Origin of the sequence: Nocardia vinacea NBRC 16497 (assembly GCF_000308835.1) — a bacterium.
GTDB lineage: Bacteria > Actinomycetota > Actinomycetes > Mycobacteriales > Mycobacteriaceae > Nocardia > Nocardia vinacea.
Genome location: NZ_BAGN01000202.1, coordinates 1 through 20,800, shown reverse-complemented (window position 1 = coordinate 20,800; position 20,800 = coordinate 1). Strand labels below are relative to the sequence as shown.

At 65.9% G+C, this 20,800-nt stretch carries 19 protein-coding genes; 13 read left to right on the top strand and 6 right to left on the bottom strand.

Going from position 1 to position 20,800, the window contains the following annotated elements:
* Positions 1-111 precede the first annotated feature (111 nt).
* Entirely contained in the window at positions 112-1,002 is an 891-nt protein-coding gene (locus ON44_RS28115; RefSeq protein WP_040695399.1) for an alpha/beta fold hydrolase, read from the bottom strand.
* Positions 1,003-1,214: 212 nt separating this feature from the next.
* On the opposite strand from ON44_RS28115, the gene ON44_RS28110 reads away from it, so the two are divergent.
* A complete protein-coding gene (locus tag ON44_RS28110) occupies positions 1,215-2,066 on the top strand; it encodes a GNAT family N-acetyltransferase (protein WP_040695398.1) in 852 nt (283 codons plus the stop codon).
* Here ON44_RS28110 and ON44_RS28105 read toward each other — a convergent pair.
* A complete protein-coding gene (locus ON44_RS28105) occupies positions 2,063-3,313 on the bottom strand; it encodes a KasA/KasB family beta-ketoacyl-ACP synthase (protein ID WP_040695396.1) in 1,251 nt (416 codons plus the stop codon). The two genes, ON44_RS28110 and ON44_RS28105, sit on opposite strands and share 4 nt — an antisense overlap.
* 453 nt (positions 3,314-3,766) lie before the next feature.
* On the opposite strand from ON44_RS28105, the gene ON44_RS28100 reads away from it, so the two are divergent.
* Entirely contained in the window at positions 3,767-4,474 is a 708-nt protein-coding gene (locus tag ON44_RS28100) for a DUF8176 domain-containing protein (RefSeq protein ID WP_245567363.1), read from the top strand.
* Between the two features lie 8 nt (positions 4,475-4,482).
* Here the strand turns inward: ON44_RS28100 and ON44_RS28095 are convergent, their stop codons facing one another.
* Both ON44_RS28095 and ON44_RS28090 read right to left on the bottom strand, forming a co-directional pair.
* Positions 4,483-5,205 carry a uracil-DNA glycosylase gene (locus tag ON44_RS28095; RefSeq protein WP_083898202.1) on the bottom strand — a complete coding sequence of 241 codons (723 nt, stop codon included), beginning with the start codon at positions 5,203-5,205 and terminating at the stop codon, positions 4,483-4,485.
* 19 nt (positions 5,206-5,224) lie between these two features.
* On the bottom strand, positions 5,225-6,514 hold the full coding sequence (locus ON44_RS28090; RefSeq protein WP_040695393.1) for a M20 metallopeptidase family protein: 1,290 nt from the start codon (positions 6,512-6,514) through the stop codon (positions 5,225-5,227).
* 241 nt (positions 6,515-6,755) lie between these two features.
* Here ON44_RS28090 and ON44_RS28085 point away from each other — a divergent pair, with 241 nt between their 5' ends.
* From ON44_RS28085 to ON44_RS28055, 7 genes are all read left to right on the top strand, one after another.
* Positions 6,756-7,199: a GyrI-like domain-containing protein gene (locus ON44_RS28085; RefSeq protein WP_040695392.1), complete on the top strand. Its 444-nt coding sequence runs from the start codon at positions 6,756-6,758 to the stop codon at positions 7,197-7,199.
* Positions 7,196-7,630: an effector binding domain-containing protein gene (locus ON44_RS28080; protein ID WP_040695391.1), complete on the top strand. Its 435-nt coding sequence runs from the start codon at positions 7,196-7,198 to the stop codon at positions 7,628-7,630. Before ON44_RS28085 ends, ON44_RS28080 begins: the two co-directional genes overlap by 4 nt.
* A 256-nt stretch (positions 7,631-7,886) precedes the next feature.
* Positions 7,887-8,651, top strand: coding sequence for a hypothetical protein (locus ON44_RS28075; protein WP_063721647.1), 765 nt, complete (start codon positions 7,887-7,889; stop codon positions 8,649-8,651).
* Positions 8,648-10,795 carry an Rv1355c family protein gene (locus ON44_RS28070; protein WP_040695389.1) on the top strand — a complete coding sequence of 716 codons (2,148 nt, stop codon included), beginning with the start codon at positions 8,648-8,650 and terminating at the stop codon, positions 10,793-10,795. Before ON44_RS28075 ends, ON44_RS28070 begins: the two co-directional genes overlap by 4 nt.
* A gap of 67 nt (positions 10,796-10,862) precedes the next feature.
* Positions 10,863-12,680: a putative bifunctional diguanylate cyclase/phosphodiesterase gene (locus ON44_RS28065; RefSeq protein WP_051182549.1), complete on the top strand. Its 1,818-nt coding sequence runs from the start codon at positions 10,863-10,865 to the stop codon at positions 12,678-12,680.
* 127 nt (positions 12,681-12,807) lie between these two features.
* Positions 12,808-13,935 carry a glycosyltransferase gene (locus ON44_RS28060; RefSeq protein ID WP_040695386.1) on the top strand — a complete coding sequence of 376 codons (1,128 nt, stop codon included), beginning with the start codon at positions 12,808-12,810 and terminating at the stop codon, positions 13,933-13,935.
* A gap of 292 nt (positions 13,936-14,227) precedes the next feature.
* The gene (locus ON44_RS28055) at positions 14,228-15,106 is read left to right on the top strand and encodes an SDR family oxidoreductase (RefSeq protein WP_051182536.1); all 879 of its coding nucleotides are present in this window, start codon (positions 14,228-14,230) and stop codon (positions 15,104-15,106) included.
* Here the strand turns inward: ON44_RS28055 and soxR are convergent.
* The gene (soxR, locus tag ON44_RS28050) at positions 15,075-15,560 is read right to left on the bottom strand and encodes a redox-sensitive transcriptional activator SoxR (protein ID WP_040695381.1); all 486 of its coding nucleotides are present in this window, start codon (positions 15,558-15,560) and stop codon (positions 15,075-15,077) included. The genes ON44_RS28055 and soxR overlap by 32 nt on opposite strands.
* 109 nt (positions 15,561-15,669) lie before the next feature.
* On the opposite strand from soxR, the gene arcA reads away from it, so the two are divergent.
* A complete protein-coding gene (gene arcA / locus ON44_RS28045) occupies positions 15,670-16,968 on the top strand; it encodes an arginine deiminase (protein WP_245567362.1) in 1,299 nt (432 codons plus the stop codon).
* 7 nt (positions 16,969-16,975) lie between these two features.
* Positions 16,976-17,335, top strand: a complete 360-nt coding sequence (locus tag ON44_RS28040; RefSeq protein ID WP_040695379.1) for a GntR family transcriptional regulator — start codon at positions 16,976-16,978, stop codon at positions 17,333-17,335.
* A gap of 3 nt (positions 17,336-17,338) precedes the next feature.
* Here ON44_RS28040 and ON44_RS28035 read toward each other — a convergent pair whose 3' ends face one another.
* Positions 17,339-18,940 carry a dolichyl-phosphate-mannose--protein mannosyltransferase gene (locus ON44_RS28035; RefSeq protein ID WP_040695526.1) on the bottom strand — a complete coding sequence of 534 codons (1,602 nt, stop codon included), beginning with the start codon at positions 18,938-18,940 and terminating at the stop codon, positions 17,339-17,341.
* Between the two features lie 234 nt (positions 18,941-19,174).
* Here ON44_RS28035 and rsmI point away from each other — a divergent pair, with 234 nt between their 5' ends.
* Both rsmI and ON44_RS28025 read left to right on the top strand, forming a co-directional pair.
* Positions 19,175-20,032, top strand: coding sequence for a 16S rRNA (cytidine(1402)-2'-O)-methyltransferase (gene rsmI / locus ON44_RS28030; protein WP_281005301.1), 858 nt, complete (start codon positions 19,175-19,177; stop codon positions 20,030-20,032).
* An 87-nt stretch (positions 20,033-20,119) separates the two neighbouring features.
* On the top strand, positions 20,120-20,800 hold a 681-nt coding region (locus ON44_RS28025; RefSeq protein WP_040695521.1), incomplete at its 3' end, for an isocitrate lyase/PEP mutase family protein.

Below are 20,800 nucleotides of genomic sequence, written 5' to 3'. Positions count from 1 at the left end.
GCCAGCGCTGCAGGGCGCTGTGCTGTTGATTCGCTCGCTCACGGGTCTCTCCTCAGTTCGGCCAACGGTCGCATTATCCAGGCTTGGGCGCGAAAGCCGAAGTGGCATGGGCTACTTCGTGTCAGCCGCGAGTTCGATCAAGCGGGCGCGAACGAGTTCGGGGCGTTCGTCGGCGACGAAATGTCCACAGCCGGTTACCGGTTCGAAGGTGTAGTCGTCGGCGCCGCGGGCGGTTTCGGCGGCGGCGAGGGAGCGGTGGACGGCGGGGTCGTCGACGCCGAAGAGGACGCGGATCGGGATGGTGACACGGCGGCGTTCGGGATGACGTGCGGCATCCGGTATTTCGCGCAGCCAGAAGGTGCGGTAGGTGTCGGTGGCGGCGCGGGCGCAGACCGGATCTCGGAAGCGGTCGGCGAAGATGCGGATCACTTCGGGACTGACCCTGCTGCGGTCGGTGATCGCCCCGCTGATGAGCCATTCGAGGAAGCGGGTGCGCTGCTGCAGCGGTACGCCCACCGTGGCGACCAGCGGCTGGTAGGTGAGGAAGCGCCAGATCTGTCGCATGACCGTCGTCGGCGGTACCCACGGATGGGCCATATTCAGCACCAGATAGCCATCGAAGCGGTCGGGTTCGCGCAGCACCATGCGATAACCGATGTAGCCGCCCCAGTCGTGGCCGACGAGCAGTACCCGCTCCAGGCCGAGCGCATCGAGGAGCGCAAACACATCGGAGGCGACCTCCTCCTTCGACCACCGATGCGGCGCGGGACCCGACCAGCCGTATCCGGGCAGGTCAGGGGCGATGATCCGGAGTCCTTCGGGCGGGTCGGCGAGGAGATCCCGATAGGCGTAGTGGTGCTGTGGCCAGCCGTGCAGCAGCACGACCGGGCGACCGTCCTCGGGTCCGGATTCGGTGACGTGGAACCGGACATCGCGGGCTGTCACGAACGACCGGCGCACACCGGAGATGACTGGCGGTTCGGTACCGTCGGTAACAGGCATACGCTCACGATAGTTCGCCGCCCGTCTGCCGAACCACCTTCTGGAGTCGGATTCGGACCACCGCCCGTGGTCGGATAGCGCGTCGCCGGACCGAGGATCACACAGGACGGCCACAAGTGAATCGATGACCGAACCAGAACGAGCGACACGCCGAACCCGACCGGTGGTAAAACCAGGTGAATCCGGTGCTACCGACAAGGTAGGAATGCCTCATGCCAACTGAATTCGCCCCGAGTTTGTTCGCCGGACAGGACCTCGCCGCACGGGTGGAGCACGCCGAACGGACGCTGATCGAGGAGGGCGCTCGCGCGGCCGCCCACCGGGACCCGCAGCAGCGAGTACTGGTGCGCCCCATCGGCGGTGGCCTCGCGGTGTGGGCGGGCCCGGGTTCGCCGCTCGACAAGGTGGTCGGCGTCGGCATGAACGGCGCTGCCTTCGATGACGCCGAGTTGGACGCGGTCGAACAAGCCTTCGCCGAGCGAGAGGCGCCGGTCCAGGTCGAGGTCTCCACGCTGGCCGATCCGGCCGTTGTCGAACGCCTGACGCGGCGCGGCTACGTGCTGTTCGGATTCGAGAACGTGTTGGGCTTGCGGCTCGAGCCGGGGCGGCAGGCGCAGCCGATCGAGGACATCGAGATCCGCGATGTCGGGCACGACGAATTCGAGACCTGGGTGAACGTCGTCGTCGACGGCTTCGCCACCCCGGACACCCAGGGCGTCGCCTCGCACGAGGACTTCCCGCGCGAGGCCCTCGAACAGGCCGAGCGGGATCTCACCGCGACGAGCGGTTTCGTCGGATCGCTCGCCATGATCGACGGTAAGCCCGCCGGCGGTGCGAGCCTGCGCCTCAGCGACGGCGTAGCCCAATTATGCGGTGCGGCAACCCTTCCCGAATTCCGCCGCCGCGGTGTGCAGGGCGCACTGCTGTCGATGCGCCTCGCCGCGGCGGCGGCCGCCGGTTGTGACCTCGCGGTGGTTACGACACTGCCGGGTTCGAAGTCGCAGCAGAACGTGCAGAAGCTCGGATTCCAGCTGCTCTACCCGCGCGCCATTCTCGTCCGCTAGTACCGGCCGAAGGCGAGCGCGACATTGTGGCCGCCGAAGCCGAACGAGTTGTTGATCGCGTACTCGATCTCCTGGTTGCGCGCCTCGCCGTGCACGACATCCAGATCGATTTCGGGATCGAGGTTGTCCAGGTTCAGGGTCGGCGGCACGACACCGTCGCGGATGCTGAGCACGGTCAGAATCGATTCCAGTGCGCCCACCGCGCCGATCGAATGTCCCAACGCGGATTTCGGCGCGTAGACCGAAGCGTGGTTACCCACGGCTTTGTTGATCGCGTTCGCCTCGGCGGTGTCACCGATGGGGGTAGCGGTCGCGTGGGCGTTGATGTGGGTGATGTCCTTCGGGGTGAGACCTGCGATCTGCATGGCCCGGGTCATCGCGCGTGCCGCGCCATCGCCATCAGGGGCGGGAGCGACCAAATGGTATCCGTCGGAAGTGATGCCGGCACCGAGCAGGCGCGCGTGGATGGTCGCGCCACGAGCCTTGGCATGCTCCTCGGTCTCGAGGACCATCAGCGCACCGGCCTCACCGAAGACGAAACCGTCGCGATCCTTGTCGAAGGGACGCGAGGCGCCCTTCGGGTCGTCGTTGCGGGTGCTCATCGCGCGCATCATGGTGAACGCCGCGATCGGGAGTACATCGATGTATCCCTCGACGCCGCCGGTGACGACCATATCGGCGTCACCCATCGCGATCATGCGCCACGCGTTGACGATTGCCTCCGACCCCGACGAGCACGCCGAGACCGGCGTGATCACGCCTGCCTTCGCCTTCAATTCCAGACCCACGACCGCCGAGGGACCATTCGGCATGATCATCTGCACGGCCAATGGCGAAATCTTGCGGTAGCCACCGTTTTTCAGCTTGGTGTTCGCATCGGTGATCGCATCCGCGCCGCCGAGCCCGGTGCCGATCGCCACACCGAGCCGCTCGGGATCCACCTCCGGACTGCCCGCATTGCGCCACACCTCGCGCCCGAGAACCGTCGCGAGCTGCTCGACGTAGGCCATCCGCCGCTGTTCGACCCGCGTCAGCAGGGTTTCGGGGCGAACCTTCAAGTGACCGCCGATGCGGACGGGCAGGTCGTACTCCTCGACGAAGGGATCCTCCAGCACGTCGATTCCGCTTTCGCCGTTGAGGAGTCCCTTCCAAGTCGCGTCGACATCACCCGCGATGGAGGTGGTCGCCGCGAGACTCGTCACGACGACATTCGGGAATCGCCCGTCGGCAGCAAAGAGGTTTCGCACGAGAGTCGCTCCTGGTTTCTCTTCCGATAACGCGGTTTTCGGTGTCCTGGCGAGTGCCTTATCTGAATTGGACAGGCGTTCGACGGACTACGGCGGCCGGACATCGTTGTCGTGCGGCATCGTCGCAGGCGTTCTACTATGCCGCCGCATGCACCGAAATGCGCTGCTGAGCTGGTATTTTCGCTGGACATCGTTCCCGGAAGAGCATACCGGCGCGGATTGATCATGGTATGCCCGTCGTTACGAACCTTCGGCCCGGCGCTTGTGGGAAACCTCCAAAGTCGCAGGAACCGCGCTCATCCGCGACCGATTCGGGCGTAGCGTGCTGGTCCATTGACCGGTTCTCTCCGGCCCATTCTGTCGCCTTACCGACGCATCTATGCAATCTTGTTATTGCACAACGGCATTGAAAGGGTCGCCCCAGCGGCACCGGTGAAGGGGTGTGGCGAGATCATGGTGTCGTCGAACACAGCCGAGTCCGGCGGCAATACCGCCGCGCAGAGTTCACCGACCCCGCCGGCTGCCATCCCCCGGCACGTCGGCACGCGCGGGAGTCGCTCGGCCGATCCGCTGTGGCCGGGCATGCTCCCGCCCGGCCCCGCGCCACGTGTCCTCCCCCCGACGCGCCCACACCGTCGGAAGCGGCGTCCGCCGCGTCGGCCCTGGCTGGTCGGCAGTGCCGCGGTCTTCGGGACGCTGGCGGCGGTGGCATTGGTGCTCGTGTACACGGCCGAGGCGAGCAATACCCGGCAGTCGACGGCCACGATCACCGATCGGGTGCTCGGCGGCGGACCGAACTGCGAGCCGACGCGCACCGAACAGTTGGTGCGCGGCAACGGAACCGGGTCGACCGAATCCGGGCCGGATGTGATCCTGGCCTTCCAATATGCCTACTATGTGACCCGCTCGGGTGCGGATGCCCGCGCGCTGACGACAGCGGACGCGGCGGTGTCCTCGGTCGCATTGATCGATGCGGGCATCAAATCGATTCCGCCCGGCACCCAGCACTGCGTAATGATCACCCCGATGCCCGACGGTCGCTTCGATGTCGTCATCACCGAGTTCCGACTAGATGCGACGGTGCGCACCTATCGACAGTTCGTCACCGTCGCGCCCCACGAGGGCAGCACCGTCATTACCAAGATCACCGCGCCGTCCTGAAACTTCCCTCAGCTGCGGCGGCCAGGAAGACCCGCAGCGGTCGCCGCAGCGGTCAGCACTGTTTCGAGCATTTCGGGGGTGAGCCGACCGGTGAAGGTGTTCTGCTGGCTGACGTGGTAGCAGCCGAACAGGTGCAGCGGCGCACGATCATCGACGGTCGGCGGCAGCACAACGTGAGCGCCGTGCCCGAATTTGGGACGCGGACGCGGCACGGTCCAGCCCGATGCGGCAAGTACCGGAAGCAGTGCCTGCCAACCGAACGCACCGAGTACGACCACCGCCCGCAATGTCGGTGTGAGCAGGCCGAATTCGGTCTTCAGCCAGTGACTGCAGCGGTCCCGCTCGTCGGGTGTCGGCTTATTGTCGGGCGGCGCGCAGTGCACCGGCGCGGTGACCCGAGCGCCGATCAGCCGCAGTCCGTCATCACGGTGCACCGCCGTAGGTTGATTGGTCAGCCCGACGTTGTACATGGCGGCGTAGAGGAAATCTCCACTGCGGTCGCCGGTGAACATCCGCCCGGTCCTGTTGCCGCCGTGGGCGGCTGGGGCGAGCCCGACGATCAGCAGCCGAGCGTCATCCGGGCCGTAACCGGGAACAGCCCTGCCCCAGTAGGTTTCGTCACGGTACGCGGCGCGCTTCTCCCTGGCCGCCCGTTCCCGCCAGGCGACCAGTCGCGGGCAGGCGAAGCAATCCGCGACCGCGGCGTCGAGTTCGGCGATGGTCTCGCACACGATCACATGGTGCCGCAGGTCATTTCGGCGCGAGCAGGCCGGTCAAGTGGTCATGGGCGACGTGCGCGTGCAGCCGCACACCGGTGACCAGCGTGCCGTCGTCGGCATAGAAGTGCGGGTTGTGATTCATCGCCATACCTCGGCCGCCCGGAATCGGCACGGGCATACCGGTTTTCGGGTCGATTTCCGAATCCTGCACGCCGAGGGTCACATACAGGCCACCGTACTTGTTGACGAATTCGGAGACATCGTCATAGCCAAGCGTCGGGATCGTCGGGGTGACCTTATCGGCCCCGGCGACGCGCTGGAATATCGGCAGCGCCGCGTTGATCCACTCCTCGGCGTTGTGCACGGCTGGCACATCCTGCAGGTATTCGACCGTCGCCGAACAGTTGTATGCCTGCGCCGAATGCGCGGCGAGGGTGTCCAGGCGCTTCTGGATATCGCCCATATCGGTCTCGACCGTGCAGCGGATGGTGCCCCAGAGCGTCACGGTCTGCCCGATGATATTGAACCGGCCCACATCCTCCACGTGGCCGATGCTGACGGTGAACGGATCGAATGCGCTGACCTGCCGGTACAGCTGGCCGATGCCGGTGATGACGGCGCCCGCGGCGGGCATCGGGTCCACGCCCATCCACGGTGTTGACCCGTGTACCTGCTGTCCGGTGATGGTGATCTTCGCCAGACAGGAGGCGCCGAACTGATTGCCGATCCGATATCCGATGTAGCCCTTGGGATATGGCGTGACATGGAAGCCGAACGCCATGGTCGGTGACGGATCGTCCAGTGCGCCTTCGTCGAGCATCTGCTTCGCGCCGCCCTTTTCGTCGACCGGCGGCCCCTCCTCGGCGGGTTGGAAGACGAAGAGCACCGTACCCGGCAGCCGATCGCGCACGCCGGTCAGCACCGAGGCGGCACCCATCAGCATCGCGGTATGGCAGTCGTGGCCGCAGGCGTGCGAGACCGGGAACGGTCCGCCGGGATAGTCGTTGTCCACGATCTTCGATGCGAAATCGACACCGCACAGGTCGGGTACCGGCAGTGCGTCGATATCGGCGCGCAGCGCGATCGTCCGGTCGCCGCCCATGCCGCCGCGCAGCACGCCGACGATGCCGTGTCCGGCGATGCCGGTGCGCACCTCGTCCAGATTCAGCGAGCGCAGATGATCGGCGATGAATGCGGCGGTATTCGACTCCCGGTTGGACAGCTCGGGATGCTGGTGCAGATGGTGCCGCCACGTGACGACCTGATCGGCCACTTGTGCCGCGCGCCTGTCCAATTCGTCATAGATCGCGCCTGCGGTCATCTGAACTCCGTTCGTTGTGTCGGGATGCCACATGATCAGCGACAGACGAAACGATCATCTCCACTATGCATCGATAGCCACTCGTTTGCGTACAGGTCGCACGACCAGTTCGGCGCGGCGGTGAGGTGTGCGTAACGACGCGGACATGTGAGCCGGACCACGCGGTCGAGTTGATAGCATGGCCTTTCTGGCCGACCGGATGCGGGCACCGCCCCCGGGTTCACCTCGAAAGAGTCTTTCCATGCAGTTTGAAATCGTCGAGCGAGACGAAACGTGGGTTGCCGGGCTCCCGGTGCGCAGCCCGAAACGTGCGCTCGGGGAACTGCGTGACCACGATCTCGAGGCCGCGTGGGCGGCGGTACTGCATCAGGAACTCGGCGGTCAACTGGCCAGCGCCTACACCGACTACTCCGGTGAACTCGGCACCTACAACACGCAGATCGTCGGCTATGAGTGCGTATCCTTCGGCGAAGTCACCCGCGGCCACCTGGTGGCGCGGCTACCGCGCGGCACCTATGCCAGGTTCTCCTCGGTCGGTAACTTCCCGCAGGTGATGACGGACCTGTGGACGCAGATCGCCTATGCCGAGGAACACAACCAGATAAAACGCACCTACACCGGCGATTTCGAGTGTTATCCGCACGCCTACAAGATCGATCTCTACCTGGCGGTCGAGGCGCGATGACATACGCGATCGTGGTGCGCCGCGAGGCCATCTACGGCGGTCTGGTGGTGCCGCGGGTACGTCCGAGCTTCAAGGTCAGCAATAGCGACCTGATCGAATTCCTCAAGGATCGGCTGCGTGACCGCGCGGGCTCGGACCAGCCGATGTACACGGTGTACGTGCCGGATCCGGCCGGAAACTACAACGCCGTCGTGTGTTTCGAGTACTCCGATCCGGGCGCGGTTCCGGTCGGTGACGTCCTGGTCAAGGTGCCCAAGGGTGTCTACGCTCGGTTCGAGCCGAACGGGGATTACCACGATCCGGTCGAGGATGTGTGGGCCCAGGTCGACGATGCGACGGCATCCGCCGAGATCACCCGTGCGTACCGGGAGGAAATCGAGATCTGGCGTGGGCCGGAGTCGGTCGAACTGTTCATCTCTATCCTGGTCTGAGATTGCCTCGTATTAGCTGCGTCAGTACCGACTGGTCTCGATGATCTATTCGATGGCATGTTCGAGGGGTCTGACCTGCGGTAATTTCGCTACAGACAATCAGTTTTCGGAAGATTAACCAGATATCTGGTTAATTCTTGTCCTATGACGGATACTGCCCTAGGCAAACTCAACCGATCGGCGAGTCGTCTGGCGAGTCGGTCAGGCCGGCTCGATGACCGTGCAGATGTGCGGTAGCAAACGGAGTAGGAACACCATGACTGTCGAAACAATCGCAGTCGGCCCGGGGGGCACACGCGATGCCGAGGTGTTGCGGTTTCGCGACATGCATTCCGGATATGTCTTTCATGTCGCCACTCCGGAGGCTCATCCCGATCTGTGGCGCCGATATCTGTGCGGTGCGCTGCAGGTTTACCGGCATTACGGTGTTGATCACGCTTTGGAATACGACAGCGTTGTCGACGGCCGTTCGACGTCGCTGTTCTTCGCCGCCGTGGATCCGTCCGGCGCGGTCGTCGCGGGATTGCGGGCGCAGGGGCCCTACGGTGTGGCCGACGAAGTGCACGCACTACGCGCCTGGGCCGGTCGACCCGGTGCCGCCGAGTTGCGCGCGATGGTTGCCGATCGGATACCAGAAGGTGTTGTCGAGGTGAAAGCGGTCTGGGTATCCCGTGCGGCCGAGCATCGTGCCGCGCTCGCCGCAGCGGTCTCCCGCTGTGTCGTGCATGCCGCTCGACTGCTCGATGCGAGATTCGGTTTCGTCACCACTGCCACGCGAAATATCGGTCTGTACCGCTCGAGCGGTGGGTATGTCGCCGATCGGATACTGGCGGTGCCTTATCCTGACGACCGCTATCGGACCATTCCGATGTGGTGGGATGCCCGGACATATCGGTCATTAGCCACCAAATTGCAGAGTTCGTTGACTGCGCTGGAGCGTGCGGCACTCGATGCCTGGCTGTCGCCGCATGGTCGGGCGCCCTCGGGTGGATCAGGGATCGGAGGATTGGCGCAGGCATGAACGGTGAGCTCACCGCGGACCACCGCCCGCTGATTCTCGATGAAAATTCCACCGACGACGCACGGATCCTCGTGCAATTACGGAAATCGCCGCAGGTCCGCATTCTCGACCTGCGTGATGTGCTGCGCGCCGAACTCGCCAAGGTGCGTCGGCCGCCCGCGGATCTCGGTGGGCCAGAAACGGACCGGTGGGTCTATTACTCGTGGCGGCACACGCTCGTCGGATTGCCCGGCGAAAAGACATTTCGGGCAATTCGCTTGGACCGCAACCAGAACAAGCTCACCCGCGCCGAACAGGAGCGTTGCGCCGGTCTCGCGATCGGCGTGGTCGGGCAGAGCGTCGGGCACGCTGTCGCTTACACATTGGCCCTGGAAGGCACCTGTGGCTTATTGCGCCTGGCCGATTTCGACGACATCGAGCTGTCGAATCTGAATCGGGTGCCCGGCGGGATCTTCGATATCGGTGTGAACAAGTCCATCGTGACCGCGCGCCGGATCGCCGAACTCGATCCGTATCTGCCGGTCGAGGTCGCCACCGCGGGCGTGGACGAGGACAGCGTCGACGCATTCCTGCACGGGTTGTCGCTGGTCGTCGAGGAATGCGATTCGCTCGATATCAAGTTCGCCGTCCGGGAAGGTGCACGCCGACACCGTCTTCCGCTGTTGATGGATACCAGCGATCGCGGCCTGCTCGATGTCGAGCGCTATGACCTGGAACCGGACCGTCCGACGTTCCACGGTCTGCTCGGCGCGACGGTCGGCGCGGATCTGCGCGGGTTGTCCACCAAGGACAAGGCGCCGCACGTCATGCGGATTCTCGACCCGAAGGAGCTATCGGCGCGGATGGCGGCGAGTCTGGTCGAGATCGACGAAACCGTGACGACCTGGCCGCAACTCGGCGGTGACGTACAGCTGGGCGCGGCCATCGTGGCAGCGGCGGTGCGCCGGGTCGGGCTCGGGCACAAGCTGTCCTCGGGCCGGACCCGGTTCGATCTGGAGCGTGGTCTCGACGAGCTGGCCGAACCGGAGCCGGTGTGCGAGAAGGTGTCCGACGAATTTCCGGTGCCCGAAGGCGGTGTTCCGGATCCGGACGGGTCCGCCGTCGAGAAGGTCCTCGAATCCGCGCAGCGGGCACCGTCGGGCGGCAATACCCAACCGTGGTACCTGCGGGTCGATGGCGACGAGCTACGCATCGATCTCGTCCGAACCCGCTCGTCGGCACTGGATATCGGCTATCGCGCCAGCGCGGTATCGATCGGCGCGGCGCTCTACAACGCCCGCGCCGCGGCCGCCGCGCACGGCATACTCGGCGCGCACGAGTTCATCGAGAACAACTCCACCCCATTTTCCGTGGTGCTACATCTCGGCAACGGCACCGATGCCGCACTGGCCGCGGACTATCCGGCCACGCTGACCCGCGAGACGAACCGACACCTCGGCGCGGGCGCGCCGCTAGCCGATCATGTTCTGCCTGCCCTGGACGCGGCCGCCACCGATGCGGCGGTCCATGCCGTCACCGCACCCGATGAGCTCGCCGCTGCCGCCGCGCTGCTGGGCGAATCCGATCGCATTCGCTATCTGACTCCGCGCCTGCATCAGGAGATGTTCGGCGAACTGCGCTGGCCCGGCGAGGATTCGCGCACCGGGATCGATATTCGGAGTATGGAATTGGCCGCCGACGAGCAGGCCAAAATCCAGATCGGGCAGCGCTCGGATGTCATGGATCGGCTGCGCGAATGGTCCGGTGGGACCGCACTCGGCGAGTACAGCCGCGATCGCGTGCTGTCGAGTTCGGCGCTGGTCGCGATAACTTTTCCGCGTCGATCCGGAGCAGAGTCGGTATCACTTGCCGACTACGCCCGCGGCGGCGCGGCCGTGCAGCGGGTCTGGATCGCGGCGCAACGGCTCGGTCTTGCGGTGCAACCGGTCTCGCCTTTGTTCCTTTATGCGCGGCACCCCGACGAGCTGAAAGGGATTTCACCGGATTTCGCGGATACACTTACGACACTTCAGGGCCGTTTCCTGGACCTGCTGGGAGTGCCTGGGCATGAGATCATGGCATTGGTGCTTCGCCTGAGCTATGCGGCAGCAGCCACGGTCCGCAGCAGGCGGCTTCCAGTGCCGGGCGCGGGCAACCGCAGCTAGCGCGATCGGAGATAGGGTGCCTCGGCGAACGCTCGACTCATTGGTGACCCAGGTCGCCTCCGAGTTGATGGGCGTCGACGCCACAACGATGGTGGCGGCGAGTGAGCGCGTGCTGGCCAGGTTGGTCGAGCATTTCGATGTCGATTTCAGCTACCTACGCCATACCGATAGAGAGCAGCGGGCGACCGTACTCATCGCGGAGTGGCCGCACCGTGGTGACATACCGGATCCGGACCCGCTGAAGATCGTGCATTTCGAGCACGCCGACTCGGTATTCCGGGAATTGGAACACGCGACCGAGCCGATCATTGTGCGGCCGTCCCAGCAATCCGCCGATTATCAGGAGACGATCCGGCGTTCGTCGGGTATTCCGCAGGTCGCGATGGCCGCGGTGCCGCTGTTGTCGCGCGGCGAGTCGACCGGCGTGCTGGGATTCATCAAACAGGGCGATCGCGACTGGAGCACCCGGGAACTGAACGTGCTCAAGGCGATCGCCGCACTCTTCGCCCAGTTGCAGGCGCGCGTCGTGGCCGAGGAACGATTGCGCTATATCGCCCTGCACGACGATCTGACCGGGTTGGCGAACCGGCGGGCGCTGCTCGAACATATGGAGGAGCGGCTCAGACAGGGAAGTCCCGGCCCGGTTGCCGCCTTCTTCCTCGATCTCGACCGGCTCAAAGCGCTCAACGATTTTCTCGGACATACCGCGGGGGACAACTTCATTCGCACGCTCTCCTCGCGATTGCGGGAGAATCTCGATCCCAATGACATGATCGCCCGACTCGGCGGCGACGAATTCGTCATCGTGCCGGCCAAACCGATGGATGCGGTGGCGGCCGAATTGGAGGCGACGCGGATTCAGCAGCTCATCGGACGGCGGGTGACCGTCGGCGGGGAATCGGTCAGCCGCGGCGCCAGCGTCGGTGTCGCGGTGGGTATTCCGGGGGAGACCACGGTCGCGGATGTGCTGCGCCGGGCCGATCACGCGCTGCTGTCGGCGAAATCGGGCGGCGGCAACGGTGTCGCGGTCTTCACCGACGCCATGCGCGCGCAGTTCGAACTGCAGGACGATGTGGAGCTGAATCTGCGCGGCGCGGTCTCCGACGGCTCGCTGCTGCTGCACTATCAGCCCGAGGTCGATCTGCGCACCGGCCGGGTGGTGGCGCTGGAGGCGCTGGTGCGCTGGTTGCATCCGACCAGGGGATTGCTCCCGCCCGGTGCGTTCGTCACGGTTGCCGAGGCCACCAATCTCGCGGGTGAGCTCGGGCGCTGGGTGATCCGCTCGGCCTGTGCGCAATTCGCCGAATGGCGCAGGCGGGGGCTGGCGGCGAATGTGGTGATGCGGATCAATGTTTCGCCGGTGCAGCTGGTCAGCCTGGATTTCGTGGAGCGGATCGAGGATATTCTGCGGCTGTTCGGGATCGACGGCAGTTCGGTCTGCCTGGAGATCACCGAACATGTGGTCGTGCAGGATCTGGCGCGCACCCAGGTCACGCTGCGCGGACTCAAGCGAATGGGCGTGCAGATCGCCATCGACGATTTCGGCACCGGATACAGCTCGCTCTCGCATCTGAAGGCGCTTCCGGTCGACGCGGTGAAGATCGACCGCGGCTTCGTGCAGCGCCTCGGCGCGAGCACCGATGATCTGGCGATCGTGAAATCCATTATCGGGTTGGCCGGGTCGTTCGGGCTCGGTGTGGTCGGCGAAGGCGTCGAGACGCCGGTGGCCGCGCGGACCCTGGTCGGGCTGGGTTGCTATCGGGCGCAAGGATTTCTGATCGCGCGGCCGATGCCCGCCGATGAGGTCGAGGCACATCTGGCCGTCGGGCGCATCCCGCTGGATCTCGATCTACCCAGGGCGGGCCGGGGTACCACGCGCGCGTGACCGGCATACCTGCTGCTGCGAGTGTGGTGCGAACCCGATACCCGTTAGCAGGGTCTTTCACGGGTGTTCATGCGGTGTTGGGCGCATCGGTCCCAGGGGGAACCCGATTCGCTGCACGATCGGCGATGTGCGCATCGTGCAGCTGGCGAACTTCTACGGTCCGCGGTCGGGTGGGCTGCGCACCGCTCTGCACCACCTGGGCGAGGGGTATGTGGCCGCCGGGCACGAGGTGGTGCTGATCGTGCCCGGACCGCGCCGGGCCGAGGAGATCCTGCCGACCGGTGCGGTGCGGATCACCCTGCCTGCTTTGGCGATTCCGTGGACCGGAGGGTATCGGGCGGCGGATCCGCGCCGGGTGGCCGATGTGCTGGCCGGGTTGCGGCCGGACGTGCTCGAGGTTTCGGACCGGCTGACGCTGCGGGGATTCGGACGCTGGGCGCGGACCCGCGACGTGGCGAGCGTAATGATCTCGCACGAGCGTCTGGACCGACTACTCGGCCAGGTCATGCCCGGCCCGGTGGCTCGCCGATGCGCCGATATCGCCAATCGGCGGACTGCGGATGACTACGACATCGTGGTTTGCACAACGGAATTCGCGCGCGCCGAGTTTCTGCGCATCAACGCGCCCAATGTCGAACTGGTGCCGCTCGGAGTGGATCTGGAGCTGTTCAGCCCGCGTCGGCGCGACTATCGCTTGCGCGCCGATCTAGGCGTGCCAGGGCATCCGCTGCTGGTGCACTGCGGCAGATTGTCGGTGGAGAAGCGGGTGGATCGCAGCATCGAAGCCATCGGCGCACTGCGCAAGGCGGGGATCGAGGCCCGGCTGGTCGTGGCGGGGGAGGGGCCGCGGCGGGAAGCCCTGGAGCGTCGGGCCCGTTCTTTGCCGCCGCTGACCGGCGGTCTGCCTGCGGTGCACTTCACCGGATTCATCACCGATCGGGCAATGGTGGCGAAACTCCTTGCCACCGCCGATGTTTCGCTGGCACCGGGACCGCACGAAACCTTCGGACTCGCCGCACTGGAGGCATTGGCCGCAGGTACGCCGGTCGTCGCCAGCCGATCCTCAGCGCTCGCCGATATCGTCACCGCCGAATGCGGCGCGGTCGCCGCCGACCGCCCATCCGCCTTCGCCCAGGCCGTCACCGATGTGCTCGCGATGCCGACCGCCGGTCGCCGGAAGGCAGCGCGCAGCCGGGCTGAGCAGTTCACGTGGCCGCGGGCGGTGGCAGGGATGCTTGCGGTGCTCGGGCGGTAATTCGTCCGGGGGATCTCAGGCGCACTTCCCGCCGATTGCCCGTTCGCTTTCTCCTGGGCCGTCACCGATGTGCTCGCGATGTCGACCGTGGGGCGTCGGAAGGCGGCGCGGCGGCCGGGCTGAGCAGTTCACTTGGCTGCGGGCGGTGGCAGGGATGCTCGCGGTGCACCGGCGGTAGCCCGCGGGGTCCGACGCGCGCCGGCTCGAACTCCGCGACCCGCTTCGGCCGTATGAACGTCGGAACGTGACGGTTGCCGCGTACCCTGCGTGCAACCGATTGGGGAAATTCGAGATGGGATCCGGTGTGCTTGGCTTTGGGCGCAGGAAGACAGTGCGGGATGCGAAGGTGCTCGTCACCGGGGCGGCGAGCGGGATAGGCCGGGCGACCGCCTTGGCCTCCGCGGCCGGAGGTGCCGAACTGGTGCTGACCGATATCAATGCCGAGGGTCTCGAGGATACGGTTCGCACCATCAAGGAGGCGGGCGGCACCGTGCTCGCCGCGCGTGCCCTGGATATCACCGACTACGACGCGGTCACCGCCTTCGCCACCGACGTGCACGCCGATTTCGGCAGCCTCGATATCGTCATGAATATCGCGGGCACCTCCATCTGGGGCACCGTCGAGAACCTCGAGCACCGCCACTGGCGCAAGATGGTGGACGTCAACCTGATGGGCCCCATCCATGTGATCGAGAACTTCGTACCGCCGATGGTCCGGGCAAAACGCGGTGGGGCACTGGTGAATGTCTCCTCGGCGGCCGGAATCCTCGCGCTGCCATGGCATGCCGCCTACAGCGCGGGCAAATTCGGCATCCGCGGTGTCTCCGAGGTTCTGCGATTCGATTTACGGCGCCACGACATTTCGGTGCATCTGGTGGTGCCCGGCGCGGTGAACACACCGCTGGTGCACAGCGTCGAGCTGGTCGGCGTGGACAGGGAAGACCCGAGGATAAAGCGACTCACCACCACGTTCACCAGGCACGCCGCATCGCCGGAACATGTTGCGGCGGCGATCCTTCGCGGTATCGAGCGCAATCGGTTCCTCGTCTATACCTCCTTCGATATCCGCTTCGGCTATTGGTGGGCCCGCAAATTCGCCTACCCCTACGAATTCGTGATTCGCCGCACCAGCGATCGGTTCAGCAGGCTGCTGGCTTCGATGGGCAGTTGAGCGTCACATCGAGCACGCGGGCGCCCGGCCCCTGTTCGCCGAGGCGGTCGTGTTCGTTGACCAGTCGGCAGCTGCCGAGCGACAGGCAGCCGCAGCCGATGCAGCCGGTCAGGTTGTCGCGCAGGCGAGTCAGCTGGGTGATCCGGTCGTCGAGGTCGGCCTGCCACGCGGTGGACAGGGTCTCCCAGTCGCGCCGGGTCGGGGTGCGGCCTTCCGGGAGTTTGTCCAGTGCGGCGCGGATTTCGCTCAATGGAATGCCGACCCGCTGGGAGATGCGGATGAAGGCGACGCGACGCAGTGTTTCGCGCGCGTATCTGCGTTGGTTTCCACTCGTGCGGCGACTCGAAATGAGACCCTCGCGTTCGTAGAAGTGCAACGCGGAGACCGCTACTCCGCTACGCTCGGACAGCTGCCCGGGGGTCAGCTCCTTCGCTCGCCAATCGGTTGTCGACATCACGCTCCTCCATTCACCTAAACAATACTTCAGGTTAGGGTGTGCTGGGGTCGGAATCGGAGACACCCAATTGCGTGCTCTTACGCCATCGGCGAACTACGGTCGGATCATGGGAGCAGACGTGGTGCGGGCGGGGCACGATGGCGGTGCGGACGATGAGTTGGCGGGTGTCGGCGATCCGGGCGGTCGGCTAGCGGTCAGCTCGGAGGTCGGAACCCTGCGCACGGTGCTGCTGCACCGGCCCGGCGACGAATTGCGGCGGCTGACCCCGCGCAATAACGATCAATTGCTCTTCGACGGCATTCCCTGGGTCGAGCGGGCCCAGCAGGAGCACGACATCTTCTCCGGGGTGCTGCGCGAACGCGGCGTCGAGGTGCTGCTGCTCGCCGATCTGCTCGCCGAAACGCTCTCGGTCAGCGGGGCGGCCCGCATCCAGGGCATCTCCGGCGCGGTCGACGCACGCAAACTCGGACATATGCTGGCCGACGAGCTCGCGGCCTTCCTGCGCGGCGTCCGGGCCAGGGATCTGGCCAACATCCTGATGGCCGGGATGACCTTCGACGAACTGCCCTTCGAGGGGGACAACACCTCGCTGGTGCGGCGCATGCACCACGGTGCGGATTTCGTCATCGATCCGCTGCCGAATCTGCTGTTCACCAGGGATTCGTCCTTCTGGGTCGGCCCGAGGGTGGCGATCACCTCACTCGCCCTGCCCGCCCGGATGCGCGAGACCTCGCTGACCGATCTCATCTACGCATTCCATCCGCGCTTCCTCGGCGTGCGGCGGGCCTACGAATCGCATACCGCGCCGATCGAGGGCGGTGATGTGCTGTTGCTCGCGCCCGGCGTGGTCGCGGTCGGGGTCGGCGAGCGCACCTCGCCCGCGGGCGCGGAAGCGTTGGCGCGCAGTCTGTTCGACGACGATCTCGCCCACACGGTACTGGTCGTGCCGATCGCGCAGAGTCGCGCGACCATGCACCTGGACACGGTTTGCACCATGGTCGACACCGATGCCGTCGTGATGTATCCGGCGGTCCGGGATTCGCTGTGCGCGTTCACGATTCATCGCGAGGACGATTACGGCGGACGCAACGACCAGGCCCGGGTCAGCATGCGCGGCCCCGATCCGTTCCTGCCGGCGGCCGCGGATGCGATGGGGATCGGCAAGCTGCGGGTCATCGATACCGGGCTCGATGTGGTCACCGCCGAACGCGAGCAGTGGGACGACGGCAACAACACGCTGGCGCTCGCGCCCGGCGTGGTCGTCGCCTACGAGCGCAACGATATGACCAATGCGCGGCTCGAGGACGCGGGCATCGAGGTGCTGCGCATCCCGGGCTCCGAATTGGGTTCCGGCCGTGGCGGACCGCGGTGCATGTCCTGCCCGCTGTCCCGAGATGACGTGTGAGCGTGCGATGTTCACTATTACCGTGACCCACGATTCGTCGATTCCACCCTACGAGCAGTTGCGGCTGGGTGTCATCGCGCAGGTGCGCTCGGGGGAGTTGACGGCGGGAACGAAGATCCCGACGGTGCGAGCCCTGGCCGCACAACTCGGGCTGGCGCCGAATACGGTCGCTCGTGCCTATCGGGAACTCGAGGCCGATGGGGTCGTCGAAACCCGGGGCAGGCAAGGATCTTTCATCGCGTCTTCGGGTGACCCGACGAAAGATCTGGCAGGGCGCGCCGCAACCGATTACGTCGCCACCATTCGACGGCTCGGTCTCGACGACGAGGCGGCCCTGAAGTACGTCAGGGCGGCCCTGGAGAGTTAGTTCTCAGCGCCAGCTGGGCAGCCACAGGTGGTCGTGCCAGTTGCCCGGCGTGATCGGCAGCGCGGTCAGAATCGGCCAGAGCCAGATGAAATTGGCGATCACCAGGCCGAGGTAGATGCAGACCGCGAGCAGTCCGAGACTGCGCCGTTCACTGGGTACCGCGGGCAGATAGGTGCCCGCCGGACTTCGCGGTATGTGCACCGATCGGGCCGGACCGAGAATATCGCCGCACACCAGTGCGATCCCCATCACCAGGAACGGGGCCAGCGGCACGGCGTAGAAGTAGTACATCTGCCGATCGAGGGTGAAGAACCAGGGAATGAGTCCGGCGCCGTATCCGGTGAGCACCGCCGCATAGCGCCAATCCCGACGGACCACACTGCGCCACAGCATCCAGCCCAGCACCGGGAATGCGATCCACCAGATCGCCGGGGTGCCGATGAGCATCACGGCCTTCACGCACTGGGTCTGACCGCACCCGGTGACACCGGTGTCCGCGTAGTAGTAGAGCATCGGCCGCAGCCCCATCGGCCAGGTCCACGGCTTGGATTCCCAGGGGTGATGGTTACCGGCCGAATTGGTCAGACCTTCGTGGAAGCGCAGCGTTTCGCCGCTGTAGTACCACAGTGAGCGCAGCGCATTCGGCAGCCACGACCACGGTCCATCGCGACCGACCTGATTGCCGACCGCATAGCGGAAGACACCGTCCTCGCTGGCGAACCAGGCCCAGTAGCTGGCCAGGTACACCCCGAGCGGAATCAGCACCAACGAGTACAGCGCGGGCCCGACATCACGCACCGCCGTGCCGACCCAGGGCCGACGCACACCGTATGCGCGCCGCGCTGAGACGTCGAAATAGACGCTCATGAGACCGAACGCGAGGATGAAGTACATCCCGGACCACTTTGTGCCGCAGGACAGTCCGAGCAGCACACCGGCGCCGAAGCGCCACCAGCGCACTCCTAGTCGCGGACCCCATTCGCTCGCATCGATTCGACCCTCGTAGTCCGCGTTGGCGATTCGGGCGCGCACCTCGTCGCGGTCCACGATCAGACAGCCGAATGCGGCAGTGACCAGCACCCCCATGAAGATGTCGAGCATGCCGATGCGCGAGGAGACGAAGGTGAGGCCGTCGGCGATCAGCAGAATGCCCGCGATCGCGCCGACCAGGGTGGACCGCGCCATCCGGCGCACGATCCGGATGACCAGCAACACCAGGATCGTGCCCGCCAGCGCCGCGCTGAATCGCCAGCCCCAGCCGTTGTAGCCGAACATCCACTCGCCCACCGCGATCAGCTGTTTGCCGATCGGGGGATGCACCACCAACCCGTAGGCGGGATTGTCCTCGACGCCGCCGCCGGTGAGGATCTGCCAGGCCTGTGGCGCGTAATGCTTCTCGTCGAAGACCGGGGTGTAGGCGTCGGTCGGATAGTCCAACAGGATGAACCGCGTCAACGCCGCGATCGCGGTGAGTACCGCGGTGACCACCCACCCCTGGAGCTTGTCGAGCGGCCCGAAGTCGGGCGATGGACGCAGGGGCGCGGGGCTCGACCAAGAGGGCACGGCCTTAACTAGGGTCGCGCGCTTGTCGGTCACCTGGGTCACGCCCCGATCGTATGCTGTGCGCGCCACCGTGACCCGCACCGGTGAGCGCGCCGCCGCGCGAATCACACCCTGAGCTGCATTCACGGATTTTTCCATGAGTCCGCCATTCGAATGCCGAGATCGACGGGGTGCGGCGCAGATGGGGATTGCATGGCGGTGGTAGTCCGCGGCGTGGTCGGCCGCATTGGGCCGATACGCTGCCTTGGGACTACACGGTCGAGGGACAGGAGCGTGGTGGCGGACCAGGTGGGGCGATTGGTGCTGGCGGCGACGCCGATGGGCGAGATCGGCGATGCCTCACAGCGGCTACGCGAGGCGCTCGGATCCGCCGAGATCATCGCGGCCGAGGACACCCGGCGCACCCGCTCGCTCGCCAAGGCCCTGCAGGTGGAGATCACCGGGCGGGTCCTGCGGTTCGACGACCATGTGGAGTCCGCCAAGATTCCGGCGCTGCTCGATGAGATCGAGGGCGGCAGCACGGTGCTGCTGGTGACCGATGCGGGCATGCCGTCGGTGAGCGATCCTGGCTATCGCATGGTGGTGGCCTGTGTCGAGCGTCAGCTGCCGGTCACCTGCCTGCCGGGACCGTCGGCGGTGACCACCGCCCTGGCACTGTCCGCGCTCCCGGTGGAACGCTTCTGCTTCGACGGATTCGCGCCGCGCAAATCCGGCCAGCGTCGAGAGTGGTTGCGCACCTTGCTTACCGAGCCGCGCGCCTGCGTATTCTTCGAGGCGCCGCACCGGCTCGCCGACTGTCTGGCCGACGCGGTCGAGGTGCTCGGTCCCGACCGGCGGGCCGCGGTCTGCCGGGAACTGACCAAGACCTACGAGGAGGTCGTCCGCGGCAATCTCGGTGAACTAGCCGCCTGGGCGGTCGATGGGGCGCGCGGTGAAATCACCGTCGTCCTCGAAGGCGCACAGCCGATCGCGGCAGATCCCGCCGATCTGGTCGACGAGGTCGAATCGTTGACCGCCGAAGGTATTCGCCTCAAGGACGCCTGCGCCCAGGTGGCCGCCGCGACCGGCGTTTCCCGCCGCGAACTGTACGACGCGGTACTGACCGCGCGGCGCAACGGTGGCGATAGTTCATAGCGCGACTCGCCATCGCCGCCACTCCCGGGCGGCCGGATGTGGAGTGTCATAGTGCTATCGATCACGGACGCGACGATGATCGGTGTCATGACCTCTTTGGAAAGCAAGGCGAAGGCGTTTCTCGAATTGCATGTCCCGGGCGATCCCGGTGTCTTTCCGACAGTGTGGGATGCGTGGTCGGCGAATGTCGCTGTCGCGGCGGGATTTTCGGCGCTCACCCTCGGTAGTCATCCGGTCGCCGATTCGGTCGGGCGCAGCGATAAGGAGGGGATGACATTCGCGGAGCTGTTGACCCGCGTCCGGCAGATCACCGGCGCGGTCGATGTTCCGGTCTCGGTCGATATCGAGTCCGGTTACGGCCTCGAGCCCGCGCAGCTGATCGAGGGACTGCTGGAGGCGGGCGCGATCGGCCTCAATATCGAGGACACGGTGCACAGCGAGGGCGGCCGGTTGCGCGGCGCCCAGGAGCACGCCGATCTTGTGCACGGCCTGCGTCAGTTCGCCGATGCCGCCGGTGTGCACGTGGTCATCAATGCCCGCACCGACCTTTTCATGCGCGAGGACGGTGACGCGAGCGACCGCGTCGATCGCGCCATCGCGCGCCTGCGGCTGGCCGCCGCAGCGGGTGCGGATTCGCTATTCCCGGCGGGTCGGCACTCCGATACCGATATGCGCCGACTGACCGGCGAATTGCCGCTGCCGATCAGTGCTGTCGGGCTGCCCGATAAGTCGGATAAGGCCGTCTTCGCCGAGCAGGGCGTCGGCCGC

Bases quoted from the DNA above. Each gene is read 5' to 3' on its own strand.
- ON44_RS28070 (WP_040695389.1), top strand. From the start codon at position 8,648: ATGAACGGTGAGCTCACCGCGGACCACCGCCCGCTGATTCTCGATGAA.
- ON44_RS28055 (WP_051182536.1), top strand. From the start codon at position 14,228: ATGGGATCCGGTGTGCTTGGCTTTGGGCGCAGGAAGACAGTGCGGGAT.
- ON44_RS28065 (WP_051182549.1), top strand. From the start codon at position 10,863: ATGGGCGTCGACGCCACAACGATGGTGGCGGCGAGTGAGCGCGTGCTG.
- ON44_RS28115 (WP_040695399.1), bottom strand. From the start codon at position 1,002: ATGCCTGTTACCGACGGTACCGAACCGCCAGTCATCTCCGGTGTGCGC.
- soxR (WP_040695381.1), bottom strand. From the start codon at position 15,560: ATGTCGACAACCGATTGGCGAGCGAAGGAGCTGACCCCCGGGCAGCTG.
- ON44_RS28110 (WP_040695398.1), top strand. From the start codon at position 1,215: ATGCCAACTGAATTCGCCCCGAGTTTGTTCGCCGGACAGGACCTCGCC.
- ON44_RS28090 (WP_040695393.1), bottom strand. From the start codon at position 6,514: ATGACCGCAGGCGCGATCTATGACGAATTGGACAGGCGCGCGGCACAA.
- arcA (WP_245567362.1), top strand. From the start codon at position 15,670: ATGGGAGCAGACGTGGTGCGGGCGGGGCACGATGGCGGTGCGGACGAT.
- ON44_RS28085 (WP_040695392.1), top strand. From the start codon at position 6,756: ATGCAGTTTGAAATCGTCGAGCGAGACGAAACGTGGGTTGCCGGGCTC.
- ON44_RS28080 (WP_040695391.1), top strand. From the start codon at position 7,196: ATGACATACGCGATCGTGGTGCGCCGCGAGGCCATCTACGGCGGTCTG.
- ON44_RS28075 (WP_063721647.1), top strand. From the start codon at position 7,887: ATGACTGTCGAAACAATCGCAGTCGGCCCGGGGGGCACACGCGATGCC.
- ON44_RS28040 (WP_040695379.1), top strand. From the start codon at position 16,976: ATGTTCACTATTACCGTGACCCACGATTCGTCGATTCCACCCTACGAG.
- ON44_RS28100 (WP_245567363.1), top strand. From the start codon at position 3,767: ATGGTGTCGTCGAACACAGCCGAGTCCGGCGGCAATACCGCCGCGCAG.